This window comes from Paenibacillus artemisiicola (genome assembly GCF_017652985.1).
Lineage (GTDB): Bacteria > Bacillota > Bacilli > Paenibacillales > Paenibacillaceae > Paenibacillus_Z > Paenibacillus_Z artemisiicola.
Genome location: NZ_JAGGDJ010000063.1, coordinates 15,626 through 26,620, shown reverse-complemented (window position 1 = coordinate 26,620; position 10,995 = coordinate 15,626). Strand labels below are relative to the sequence as shown.

General features: G+C 66.5%; 13 protein-coding genes. 4 read left to right on the top strand and 9 right to left on the bottom strand.

Annotated features, from left to right (window positions below; all coding sequences use genetic code 11):
* Positions 1-112 precede the first annotated feature (112 nt).
* Positions 113-1,345, top strand: coding sequence for an MFS transporter (locus I8J29_RS30860; RefSeq protein WP_240546603.1), 1,233 nt, complete (start codon positions 113-115; stop codon positions 1,343-1,345).
* A gap of 24 nt (positions 1,346-1,369) precedes the next feature.
* Positions 1,370-2,335 (top strand): acetylxylan esterase, encoded by a 966-nt coding sequence (locus tag I8J29_RS30855; RefSeq protein WP_208851135.1) that lies wholly within the window; start codon positions 1,370-1,372, stop codon positions 2,333-2,335.
* A gap of 128 nt (positions 2,336-2,463) precedes the next feature.
* On the opposite strand, the gene I8J29_RS30850 is transcribed toward I8J29_RS30855, so the two are convergent.
* Together I8J29_RS30850 and I8J29_RS30845 are read right to left on the bottom strand one after the other, a co-directional pair.
* Positions 2,464-3,321: an alpha/beta fold hydrolase gene (locus I8J29_RS30850; protein WP_208851134.1), complete on the bottom strand. Its 858-nt coding sequence runs from the start codon at positions 3,319-3,321 to the stop codon at positions 2,464-2,466.
* A gap of 556 nt (positions 3,322-3,877) precedes the next feature.
* Entirely contained in the window at positions 3,878-4,864 is a 987-nt protein-coding gene (locus I8J29_RS30845) for an MBL fold metallo-hydrolase (RefSeq protein WP_208851133.1), read from the bottom strand.
* Positions 4,865-5,075: 211 nt separating this feature from the next.
* On the opposite strand from I8J29_RS30845, the gene I8J29_RS30840 reads away from it, so the two are divergent.
* Complete coding sequence (locus I8J29_RS30840) at positions 5,076-5,843, top strand: exodeoxyribonuclease III (RefSeq protein ID WP_208851132.1); 768 nt, start codon at positions 5,076-5,078, stop codon at positions 5,841-5,843.
* 141 nt (positions 5,844-5,984) lie between these two features.
* Here the strand turns inward: I8J29_RS30840 and I8J29_RS30835 are convergent, their stop codons facing one another.
* A complete protein-coding gene (locus I8J29_RS30835; RefSeq protein ID WP_090647154.1) occupies positions 5,985-6,644 on the bottom strand; it encodes an HD domain-containing protein in 660 nt (219 codons plus the stop codon).
* A gap of 105 nt (positions 6,645-6,749) precedes the next feature.
* The gene (locus I8J29_RS30830; RefSeq protein ID WP_208851131.1) at positions 6,750-7,250 is read right to left on the bottom strand and encodes a CYTH domain-containing protein; all 501 of its coding nucleotides are present in this window, start codon (positions 7,248-7,250) and stop codon (positions 6,750-6,752) included.
* A 178-nt stretch (positions 7,251-7,428) separates the two neighbouring features.
* Between I8J29_RS30830 and I8J29_RS30825 the strand changes: the two genes are divergently transcribed.
* Positions 7,429-8,133 (top strand): hypothetical protein, encoded by a 705-nt coding sequence (locus I8J29_RS30825; RefSeq protein WP_208851130.1) that lies wholly within the window; start codon positions 7,429-7,431, stop codon positions 8,131-8,133.
* Positions 8,134-8,283: 150 nt separating this feature from the next.
* Here the strand turns inward: I8J29_RS30825 and I8J29_RS30820 are convergent, their stop codons facing one another.
* The 5 genes from I8J29_RS30820 to I8J29_RS30800 form a co-directional block, all read right to left on the bottom strand.
* Positions 8,284-8,403: a tyrosine-protein phosphatase gene (locus tag I8J29_RS30820; protein WP_208851129.1), complete on the bottom strand. Its 120-nt coding sequence runs from the start codon at positions 8,401-8,403 to the stop codon at positions 8,284-8,286.
* Between the two features lie 15 nt (positions 8,404-8,418).
* A complete protein-coding gene (locus tag I8J29_RS30815) occupies positions 8,419-8,814 on the bottom strand; it encodes a VOC family protein (RefSeq protein ID WP_208851128.1) in 396 nt (131 codons plus the stop codon).
* A gap of 157 nt (positions 8,815-8,971) precedes the next feature.
* Complete coding sequence (locus I8J29_RS30810) at positions 8,972-9,358, bottom strand: ankyrin repeat domain-containing protein (protein WP_208851127.1); 387 nt, start codon at positions 9,356-9,358, stop codon at positions 8,972-8,974.
* A gap of 14 nt (positions 9,359-9,372) precedes the next feature.
* Complete coding sequence (locus I8J29_RS30805; protein ID WP_208851126.1) at positions 9,373-10,242, bottom strand: ankyrin repeat domain-containing protein; 870 nt, start codon at positions 10,240-10,242, stop codon at positions 9,373-9,375.
* A gap of 315 nt (positions 10,243-10,557) precedes the next feature.
* Positions 10,558-10,989, bottom strand: a complete 432-nt coding sequence (locus I8J29_RS30800; RefSeq protein WP_090647172.1) for a universal stress protein — start codon at positions 10,987-10,989, stop codon at positions 10,558-10,560.
* Positions 10,990-10,995: the final 6 nt, after the last annotated feature.

Sequence of the window (10,995 nt, the reverse complement as noted above, 5' to 3'; positions counted from 1 at the left end):
CGCCCGCTTCCTCCGACCCGATCCCCCGCCCCGATGAAACGATTTTCACCTTCTGCCGCCCCCGGGTTTGTGTTAAGGTGAAGGAAGTCCATCAAGCGGGGGTTACTTGTTTATGAAAAGGCTTCTCATCCTGGGCTGCATCGCCTACCTGGTCATCGGCCTGGGGCAGCTCGCCATCGGCGCCGTCATGGAACCGATGGTCAAGTCGTACGGCATTCTCTACGGGGACGGCGGACGGCTCGTCATGTTCCAATTCCTCGGCGGCATGGCCGGCATTCTATGCGCGCCCGGCCTTATGAACCGGTTCGGCAAGAAGCCCGTGCTCCTGGCGGCGATCGCCTTCATGACCGTCGCCGAGCTCCTCTACGCGCTGCGTCCGCCCTGGGGCGCCATGCTGACGATCGCGCCGTTCGCGGGCGTCGGGCTCGGCATGACGGAGGCCGTGGTCGGCTCCTTCGTCGTCGGCGCTTCCGGCGCGAAGGCGAACGTCGCCATGAGCCGCGTCGAGACGTTCTTCGGCGTCGGCGCGCTGATCATTCCGTTCGCCGGCGCCGCGCTTATCGAAGCCGGCGAATGGCGGCTGTCCTTCGGCATCGTCGGCGTCATGGGCGCCGTCACCTTCCTGCTCTGGCTGCTTTGGTGGCCGACCGTGCTCGACCGGCCCGCGCAGGCGGAGACGGACGGCGCCCACGGCCATGCGCCCGCCGGACTCGCGGCCGGCCGCGCGTATTCCCGCCGCCAGAGCGGCATCGTGCTCGCGGCCTGTGCCCTGTTCTTCGTCGTCTACGTCGGGCTGGAGATGAGCTACATCCATTACCTGCCTTCCCTGCTCGTCGCCGGCAACGGCATGACCGAGTCGTCGGCCACGCTGGTGCTCAGCCTGTTCTGGGGCGCCATGGTGCTCGGACGGCTCGTCTCCGGGCAGCTGGCCGACCGGCTGGGCGGCGCCGTTTATTTGCTCGGCACCTGTCTCGTCGCGGCCGTCCTGTTCGTGCTCATGACCTTTTTCACGGGCAGCGTGCCGATCTTCGTGCTCACGTTCGTCGTCGGCCTCATGATGTCCGGCATGTTCGCCATCGCGCTCGTATTTGCCAACCGCGCCGTGCCGGGCGCGGCGGAGCGGACGACGAGCCTGCTCATGGCGTGCGGCGGCATCGGCGGCGCGCTGCTGCCCGAAGGCGCCGGCTGGTTCCTGGACGCCTACGGTCCGGACGGCACGCGCTGGCTGTTCGCCGGCACCGCGATCGCGCTGCTCGCCGTCATGCTGTGGGCGGCCGCGGCCGCTCGCCAGCCGGGACGCCGGATCTGGCTGGCCGCCCCCGAAGAACGAACGCATCCGTTATAAGAAGAAGCGAGGAGGAACGAACCGATGAATGATGCCATCGCGCGCCGCAAGCGCGAGCTGGAGCAGTACAACGCGCCTTCGACGATCGATCCCGCGGAGCTGAACGCCTTCTGGAGCGCGGCGCTGGACGCCGACGCGAACCGTCCGCTCGGCGCGCGCCGCGAACGGACGGATTCCCCGTTTCCCGGCGTCGCGGTCGACCGGCTGACGTACAACGGCTACGACGATACGCCGATTCACGCGTGGTTCATGGCGCCGGAGGCGCGCCCTGGCGATGGCGGCGGCGCGCTGCCGTGCGTCGTTGCGTTCCCCGGCTACACCGTCGACCGCGGTTACCCCGAACGGCATGCCGCCTGGCTGCTGCAGGGCTACGCGGTGCTGGCCGTGGACGTCCGCGGCCAGGGCGGCGAGACCGGCAACCGGATGCCGCTGCGCTCCGGCGCCGTCAAAGGCTGGGTGTCCGGCAACGTGCTGGAACCGGAGGGCTCGTACTACCACGCGATCGCGCTGGACGCGGCGCGCGCCGTGGACGCCGCCGCGGCGCAGCCGGAGGTCGACGCCGGCAAGGTGGCGGCCGTGGGCGGCAGCCAGGGCGGCGGGCTCGCGCTGCTGGCGGCGGCGCTCAATCCGAAGACGGCCGCGGTCGTCGCGGATATTCCGAACCAGTGCCATATGGACTATGGCGTGCTGCATTCCGCCAGCTCCCTGACCGAGGTCGCCCAGTACCTGAAGCGTTACCCGGAGCGGCTCGGGACCGTGCTGCGGACGCTCGCCCATTTCGACCTGCTGAACCTCGCCCCGCGGATCCAGGCGCCCGTCCTGATGTCCGTCGGCTGGAAGGATCCCGTCTGCATGCCCGAGACGGTCTATGCGGTCTATAACCGGATCGAAGCGGACAAAACGATCGTCGACTACCCGTTCAGCGGCCACGAAGTAAGCGAAGCGCAGGTTCGGATCGGCATGGAATTCCTCCGTGCGCGCTTTCGTTGAATTGCTGCCAAAACAAGCGGCATTCGGTCCGTTCCGCCGCGCGATCATGCAACGGATCGCAGGCAAGGACATCGCGAAGAACCTCGGAAATTCAACCGCGCGCGGCGGATTTCCGAGGTTCTCTTCGTTTACCGGGGCGGCTCGGCGGCTTGCGCGCCGAAGAACGTCTTCAGCCGCCCCGCGATCGCCCGCTGGCCGAGCAGCTCCGGCGCGTTATGCCCCCGTCCGCCGAGGACGTGCAGACGCGCGTCCGGAATCGCGTCGGCGGCCGCGCGGGCGCCGGTCAGCATGAAGTCCGGGCTGCGGCCGCCGGCCATGACGAGCGTCTCGGCCCGGATCGCCGCATAGCCGCCGCACGTAGAGTCGAGCCGGAAGGTCTCTTCCATCTCGCCGATCAGCGTCGGCAGCTTGTCCCGAAGCTTGCGTCCTTCCCAGAAGTACAGCGTCGGCAGGAGCAGCAGCTCCAGCAGCCAGGCGGGAAGCCGGCAGATCGGCTGGGAGGTGCCGACCCCTTTCAAGAACCGCACGAAGGCGCGCAGCTCCCGTCCTTCCGCCATGGCCCGCTTGTACCCCGGCATCCAGCCGGACGGAAAGCTGCCCCGCACGGAGACCGCCGGCTCGTAGACCGCGAGCCGCGCGACCGCTCCGGGATTCGTCCGCGCCAGCTCGAGCGCGATCAATCCCCCGTAGCTGTGCCCGAACAGCAGGGACGATCCCGTCGCCCGGAGCACCGCCAGGACGTCCTCGCATTCCCGGTCCATGCCGTACCGGTCGCCCTGCGGCCCGCTGTACCGGCGGCCGCGGCGGTCGAGATTGTACACGGTGAACGCGTCCGCGAGCACCGCGGCCAGCTTCTCGAATTCATGGCCGGAGACGAAAGCCCCGTGCACGAGAACGAGGCCGGGCCCGCGGCCGAGCCGGCGGTAGCCGATGCGCGTGCCGTCCGCCGAGACGGCGTGATGCAGGGTGTAACCACCTTTGTTCATGCAGACGCTCCTGTTCCGCCGCGCCGTCCGCGGCCGTCGTTGGTTCCGGGCGGCAGCCGCCGCGGCCGGCCCCAAGCCGGATCGCGCGCCGTCATCGCCGGCCGGCCGTGCCGCCTCCCCTATGTCTATTACCCGTTTTAACCGTTATGGAGGGGCAAGCGATGAAATCGTCCATCGTCGGATGCCGCGGCCTCGCGCTTCCGGACGGATCGTACGAGGAGCTGCCGCGGTTCCGCGGTTCCGCGCGTCCGGCGCCTGCGCAGTCTCCCGGAGCGCCGTATCCGCCGCCGTGCGGAGGCTGTTTTTGCGTTTTCGCGCCGCCTATCCGCCTGCCAAAATGTACCGTCCGGTTAGTATCGGATTTCCGAGCTTCGAGTATGCAATCCGGCTGCGGCTTGCGCGCGTCCGCCGACCGCGGCGCGCGCCGTACGAAAACAAGCCGGACGTTCCCGCGGGGACGTCCGGCTTGTTTTCGATTCCTAGGCTTCTTTCATTTACGTTCTTTCGATCGTGTTCTTGCAGTCGCGAATATGACGGCTGCGTCGCGCGAGCGGCGCTACCGCCACTCCCGCCACCAAGGCGTCTGCGGATAGCCGCCCTCGGCGGCCTCGACGATCTCCCCGATCCGGGGCGTGGCGATGCGCACGCCATGGGCGCGGGCAGCGGCGAGCACGCGCTCGGCCGGGTCGTCCCAAGCGTGGAAGCCGAGCGTGAACGCCGCCCAATGCACCGGCACGAGCAGCCCGCCGCGCACGTCGAGATGCGCCTGCACCGTCTGCTCCGGCAGCATGTGAATGTTCGCCCAGCGCTCGTCGTACTGTCCGCATTCCATCAAGGTCAGATCGAACGGGCCGTAGCGTTCCCCGATGGCCTTGAAATGCGGCGCATAGCCGCTGTCCCCGCTGAAAAAGAACCTGCCGCGCGCGCCGATGACGACCCAAGAGCACCAGAGCGAGCCGTTGCGGTCGAACAGTCCTCTCCCCGAGAAATGGCGCGCCGGCGTGCAGGCGAGCCGAAGTCCCGCGACCTCGAGCTCTTCCCACCAGCCGTGCTCCGTGACCTGCTCCGGCGGGACGCCCCACTTCACCAGCAGGCCTCGCACGCCGAGCGGCACGACGAAACGGTTCGTTTTGTCCCGCAGCTTGCGGATGGACGCTTTGTCGAGATGGTCGAAATGGTTATGCGAGAGCACGATGGCGTCCAGCCGGGGGAAGTCCTCCGGCTCGAGCGGCAGCGCGCCGCTGTACCGGCGGCCGCCGAAGATCGGCACGGGCGACGGCGACGGCGAGAACATCGGGTCGAACAGCAGCCGCCGGCCCTCCAGCTCCAGCACGAACGCCGAATGCCCGAACCACGCGGCGCGAATCCCCTCCGGCCGCGGCCGCGCGGGCAGCGACAGGGGCACGACCGGTATCGGCCGCGCCGGCTGGCGCCGCGGATCCCGCTTGAATTGATCCCGCAGCATCGTGCCGATCGACCGCAGGTTCATGCCCATCGCCGTCGGCACCAAATTTTCGTACTTCGTTCCCCGCTTCCCCGCCATGCCGCTCCATCCCCTTCTCAGCCCCGTATTGCCTGTTGGAAGATAGTATAGAAGAACGGGATCGGCGAAGTCAAAAAACGGCGCCGGACCCATGCCCCCGGCGGCCGCTCCCCGCGGGAGGCGCGAAACGTTCCGGCGATCCGGACAGGTTGACACCTCCGCCGCTTCGCGGGTACAGTAGACCCAACATGGAGTGGAGGAGCTGTACCGCATGAAGCTGGTGTCTTGGAACGTCAACGGGCTGCGAGCCTGCGTGACCAAAGGATTCATGGATTATTTCGAACGGGTGGACGCGGATATCTTTTGCGTGCAGGAGACGAAACTGCAGGAGGGCCAAATCCAGCTGGAGCACGGCGAGGCGTACAAGACCTATTGGAACTACGCAGAGAAGAAGGGCTATTCCGGCACGGCGGTGTTCACGAAGGCCGAGCCGCTCTCCGTCCGCTACGGCATGGAGGAGGATTACGAGCCGGAGGGCCGGCTGCTGACGCTGGAGTTCGAAGCGTTCTACCTCGTCAACGTCTATACGCCGAACGCCAAGCGCGACCTGGCGCGGCTGGACTACCGGCTGGAATGGGAGGACCGCTTCCGGCGCTACCTGCTGGAGCTGGACGCCAAGAAGCCCGTCATCGTCTGCGGCGACCTGAACGTGGCGCACGAGGAGATCGACCTGAAGCATCCGAAGCCGAATATGGGCAACTCCGGGTTTACGCTGGAGGAGCGCGGCAAAATGACCGACCTGCTCGCGGCCGGCTTCGTCGATTCCTTCCGCCACTTCTATCCGGACCGAGCCGACGTCTACTCCTGGTGGTCTTACATGCCTAAGGTGCGCGAGCGGAACGTGGGGTGGCGCATCGACTACTTCCTCGTCTCCGGGCGGCTCGTCCCCTCCCTGACCGGCGCGGAGATCCATTGCGAGGTCATGGGCAGCGACCACTGCCCCGTCGTGCTGGAGCTCGAGCTGGACGAGCAGGCATAATAAACACGAGTCATGTCCAAAAAGGCTTGCCGCCCGCGAACGGATGCGTTCGCGGGACCGGCAAGCCTCTTTCGTTCCTTGCACGAGGCTTCGATTGGCGCCCCGGGAGCCGTATCGGCCGCGGCATAACCGGCGTCCGGCTTACTCCCCGATTCCGTCCCACTCCGACATGAACCGTTCCACGTACGCCGCCATATAGGCATGCCGCTCTTCGGCGATGGCCTTCGCGGACGGCGTGTTGATGCGGTCCTTCAGCTTCAGCAGCTTCTCGTGAAAATGGTTGATCGCCGTGCTCTTCCCGTTGCGGTATTCCTCGGGCGTCATCGACTCGCGCGGCGGCAGCGCCGGATCGTAGATCGGACTGCCTTTCCAGCCCGCGTACACGAAGGCGCGCGCGACGGCGATCGCGCCGATCGCGTCGAGACGGTCGGCGTCCTGCACGACCTGCCCTTCGAGCGTCCGCATCGGCGGATTCGCGCCGCCGTTGTAGGACATGTTCGCGATGATCTCGACCACGTGCGCGCGATCCTCTTCGCGGGCCGGCTGGCCGGCGAGCCAGTCCTCGACCTTGCGCATCCCGCTTTCCTTGGAGTCGTTCAGCTTCTCGTCCGCCACGTCGTGCAGCAGCGCCGCGAGCGCGCAGACGAAGACGTCCGCCCCTTCGCGCCCGGCCAAATGCCGCGCCATGCGGACGACGCGGTGAATATGCCACCAGTCGTGGCCGGTGACGTCCCCGCCCAGCTCGGCGCGGGCATAAGCCTCCGCGGCTTCGAGCACGCGGTCTTGTTCCGTCGTTGTCATGGCTGCCTGCGTCCTTTCGTTTTCGGCCGAAGGGCTGTCCCCTTCGCCATGTTTATCTTCCGCGCATTGACCGCCCGCGGCCGTTTGACGGCAGGCGTCCGCGCGCTAACGGCCGCGGTTCTGGAGATCCCGCCATACCTTCTTGTTGCTGTACTGCCGCTCGGAGCTGATGTCCTTGCCGAACCAATCCGGCGGCGCGAACGCGGTCGCCGCCTCGAGCGAGTCGAATTCCGCCTCGAGCACGGTCAGCCGGATCTGATCGTACCGGTCGATCTCCACCTTCCGGCCGTTCCACTCCGCCGTGATGCGGTCCTTCGTCAGCGGCACGAGGCCGCGCCCTTCGGTCAGCTGCCCGTAAATGCCCGCCGTGATCCCGTATTCGATCTCCTCCCGGGACAGGCCGTTGCCGTTCTTGAACGTGTGCGTATGCGTCACTTCGCCGGTCGCCGCGTCCACGATCCGCCGCACGCGCACCTCCTGCGTCTCGTCGATCGCGAGGTACGTCTGCTCGATCCGCTGCGTCGTGAGGATGCGGATGATCCCGTTCTCCGCCAGCCGCTCCGGCTCCGCCGCGAGCAAAAATTTCAGTTCGATTTCCAATGCCATGCCGCGCAGCTCCTTATGCCAAAATCAGACTGCCCCTATTATACCACCGCGCCGGGGCCGGACAACAAGCGCGGCCGGTTCGGCTCGTCGGCCGGGTCGCCATTCCCCGCTTTCGTTGGCATGTACCCCGCCCGGGCGGCATATGCTGTCTTGAAGAACATGGAAACGGGGGATGGGGATGAACCAGAATGTGCACCACGCGGTCTCGATTGTCCGGTCGTTCATACCGTACGGCGGCGAGCTGGCGCTGCTGACGCGGCATGCCAACATGCCGGCGGTCTTGTTCGCCGACATCGACTACGACTTCCAGGTGGAGCTCATCGCGCTGTACCGCTATCAAGGCGAGCAAAATTTGATCGTGCTGAAGAATAACGGCGGTCTGTGGCATATGTTCGCGCACGCGAACGGCAAAGGCGCCTACGTCGCGGACATGGCGGCGGCGCCCGTCGCCCGGGCCGGGCAGAACAGCCTGCTGATCGGCTGGGAGCACGAGGACGGGCGGGTGGAGCTGGATATTTTGCAATGGACGGGGGCCGGACTCTCGCGGCTCGTGCCGGACGGCTTCGTCTACGACTGGCTGGAGATCGAGGATATGCCGGCGGCGCACGGGCCGGACGGCAAATGCGAGCTGGCGCTCTGGCTGCAGGACTCGGAGCAGTCGTACCGCATCGAAGCCTACCGCCTGGAAGAAGGCGGCCTCGTGCCGGCCGTCGACGCGTATCCGTATTACTTCGGCAAGGTCGCGTTCTATTACGAACAGCTCGCCGCGCAGCAGCCCGAAGTGCCGCTCTATCGGAGCGTGCTGGACGAAGCGCTGCAGAAGACGAGCGTCGCGGACCTCGTCGCCGGGGCGCCGCCGGCCGGGCAAGAACCGTCGAGCTGACGGACGACGAAACGGGAGACCCTCTACGGAGGTCTCCCGTTTCGTTTTTCGTTTGTCATGTTTCGTTTGTCATGTTTCGTTATGTCGGTAGGCTGCCGGGGCGAGCAGCGCCGAAAAACCGGGCTTCCCTCTACTCCAGGTACATCGCCTTCAGCTTCGCGCGTTCCGCTTCGTCACGCCGAGGCCCTTCTCGATGAAGCCGTCGATGGAGCCGTACTTCGCTTCCATCTCGTCGAGCGCGGCTTGCAGGAACTCCTTCCGCACGCCCATCAGCGCCGTCACCGGTTATTCGGTCTGCGCCGCCGGGACGCTCAACTGCCACGAGACGCCGAACCGGTCCTGCACCCAGCCGAACAGCGTACTGCCCGGAATCGGGCCGAGCGGCATCAGCGCCTGACCCCCGTCCTCCAGCTTCCCGAACGCGCCGCGCAGCTCCTCCTCCGTCTCGCACGCCACGAACAGCGACATCGCCGGCGTGAACGGATGCTCGATGCCGAGCATGTTGTCGATCGCCATGAATGGCTGCCCCCGCAGCGTGAATGCCGCGTGCAGCACCTTGCCGTTCGGCTGCCGGTGGAGATGGAGGATCTCGGACCCCTCGAAGAGGGACGTGTAGAAGTTCATCGCTTCCTCCGCCCGTCCGTTGAACATGAAGAATGTCGAAATCGTTTGCTCCTGCATGGCTCGCTTCCTTCCTCTCGCTTAAATGGACAACTCGCTGCCATCATACCCGACCCTGGGGCGTTTTCCTATCCGTTAGCAAAGCCGTTCCATGGCCGCATCGGACAGTCGCGCGACGACTCTTCCTACCGCGCCCGCCGCTGCGGGCGCAGGGCCTTCATTGCAGAAAGGCGACCACGGAACCGGCTTCCTCGCCGCCCGCCTGCGCGTGCGCGATCAGCGGAATGCCGTGCGGGCCAAGCGCGTCCTTCCGCGCAGGGTCGTCCGCCAGCAGCGCCTTCACGATCTCCAGCTTGCCCAGCATGGCGGCGGCGAACAGGTCGAGACGCGCGCCCTTGCCTAGCAGGTACAGCGCGATATCCCGCCTGCCCATGTGCGCGGCCGCGCCGAGCGCGGTCTCCCAGTCCCCGCCGCCCCAATCCCACGCCGCGTTCAGCAGCCCGGGCTCCTGCTCCAGCAGCTCCTTGACGCGGTCCAAATCGCCGTGCGCGCTGCCCACGAACGACTGGACAAGCTCCGGCGCGATGCTCGGTTTCGCTTCCATATGCCTCTTCTCCCTTACTGGTTGAATTCGTCTTGCAGCAGCTTCGCCGTTTCCGGATGCTCCCGCAAAACGGCTATCTCGGCGGCCGTCCGGCCGTCGGCGGTCCGCGCGCCGCGGTCGGCGCCCGCTTCCGCCAGCAGCGGGATCATCGCGTCGCGGCCGAAATACGCGGCCACGTGCAGCGCGGAAAAGCCCTGCCGCCACTTGCCCGCGCAGACGGCGTTCACGTCCGCTCCCCGGCCCAGCAGCAGCCGGACGAGACGCGGATAATTGCCCGCAATCGCCGCGTGAATCGCCATGTTGTCCAAATTCCCGTCGCGGCTGCGCTGGTCGACGTCCGCGCCCCTGTCCAGCAAGTACGCCGCCGTTTCCTCGGAGCCGAAATGCGCCGCCAGCCCAAGGAGCGTATATCCGTCGGGGCTATAGCTGCCGAGCAGGCCGGGCTCCCGCTCCAGCCACTCCGCGACCCGCTGCGTGCTGCCCACGGCCGCGGCCTCGTAAACGCCGAGCTCCGCGCCGTGCTCGAGCAGCAGCTCCTTGACGGAGGCGGACCGGTAATAGGCGGCCATCAAGATCGCCGTCTCGCCGCTTTCGCCGCGCGCGTTCGCGAGCGAAGGATCCCTGCGCAGCAGCTCGGACACTTCGTCCGTCCTGCCGGCCTTGACCGCCTCGATCATCTCGCCGCGCAGCCGCTTCACTTGATCCGCCAGCTCCCGCGCCTTGCGGAGCAGTTCCGCCGAGGCGCCGATGCCGGCGCCGATCAGCTGCGTCGCGGCCCGCGACCGGTTCGATTCCAGCCCGGACTCGACGAGCAGATCGACCGCTTCGAGCGCTGCCTCGTCCAGCCGGACGGATAACACGACGCTCTTCTTCTTCGAAGGCATGGTTGTTCTCCTGTCTTTTCATTCGCTTCATGCTGTAATTTTAATTACAAAATTACGATAACATAGAATTCCTGCTTTTTCCATAAGCGATTTAGCGCTGCTCCCCGCTTGCCGCCTAGGGTCCCCCTCACCGGACAACGTTAGTCTTCTAATCGCGTGCTTGGAAGCGGCCACCGGCCATGCGCGGCTTGCGATCGTAATCGCTCGCCACCGCCTCGCCCTGCACGCAAAAACGGCCCGCCAGGCGCGGCGGCAAGCCGGCTGACGGGCCGTTCCGGTCGCCCGCGGCTAAGAGCCCGGGGCGGTTGGATGGCATTACTTGATCACGAGCAGGGGCACGTCCGTATGCTGCAGCACGTAATGGCTGACGCTGCCCATGACGAACTCGCGCAGCGGCCCGAAGCCGCGGTTGCCCACGATGATCAGGTCGTTGTCATGCTGCTTGGCGTACCGGACGATCGTCTCGCCGGGGCTGCCTTCGAGCAGCACCGAGGTCGCGTTCGGAATCGAAGCGATCTGCGCCTCCGCCTGCTTCAGCTGCTCCTGCGCTTCCAGAAACTGCTCGCGCTGGATCGAAGCCGGCACGGCCACGACCGAGTCGGCCACGGCGACCGCCGCCACGCTGTAGACGTAGAGAACCGTCAGTTTGGATTCCGGGTAATGCCGGACCATGTCCATCGCTTTATCCAGCGCCTTTACGGAAGGCATGCCTCCGTCGTATGCCACGAGAATGTTGTGAAAACTCATCGCGAA